The organism is Paenibacillus jamilae, assembly GCF_050482105.1.
Classification (GTDB): domain Bacteria; phylum Bacillota; class Bacilli; order Paenibacillales; family Paenibacillaceae; genus Paenibacillus; species Paenibacillus jamilae_B.
The window spans coordinates 1-592 of record NZ_JBCNHI010000028.1 but is presented as its reverse complement, the minus strand read 5'-3'; the positions used below and the strand labels follow the sequence as shown (position 1 = coordinate 592).

General features: G+C 56.4%; 1 protein-coding gene. It reads left to right on the top strand.

Annotated elements, in window-relative coordinates; translation table 11 throughout:
- Positions 1-592 (top strand): AMP-binding enzyme (locus tag ABEW32_RS24545; RefSeq protein WP_430192672.1); only part of this gene is annotated, 592 nt, incomplete at both ends.

Below are 592 nucleotides of genomic sequence, written 5' to 3'. Positions count from 1 at the left end.
CAATCGGTGTACCGGGCGAACTATGTATTGCAGGGGAAGGATTAGCCCGTGGGTATTGGAAACGCGAAGAACTAACGGCAGAGAAATTTGTAGAGAACCCGTTTGCCGAAGGCAAAACAGGGTATGAGCGGATGTACCGCACCGGCGATTTGGCGAGATGGATGCCGGATGGCAACATTGAATATTTGGGCCGAATGGACCATCAGGTGAAAATCCGGGGGTACCGGATTGAACTGGGCGAGGTGGAATCGCAGCTGCTCCAGGTGGAGTCGGTACGCGAAGCGGTCGTTGTGGCCCGCACGGACGAAATGGGCCAAAACCAAATGGTGGCCTACTATGTCGCAGGGCAGGAAGTCGGTGCCAACGAGCTAAGAAGTGAGCTGGGCCGGGAGCTGCCAAGTTACATGGTACCGTCCTACTTTGTACAGCTGGAGCAGATGCCACTGACGCCGAATGGCAAAATCGATCGTAAGGCCTTACCAACACCAGAAGGTAGCTTGCAAACCGGAGCGGATTATGCAGAGCCGCGTACCGCGCAAGAACGTGCGCTGGTCGCGGTCTGGCAGTCGGTACTGGGACTACAGACGGTCGG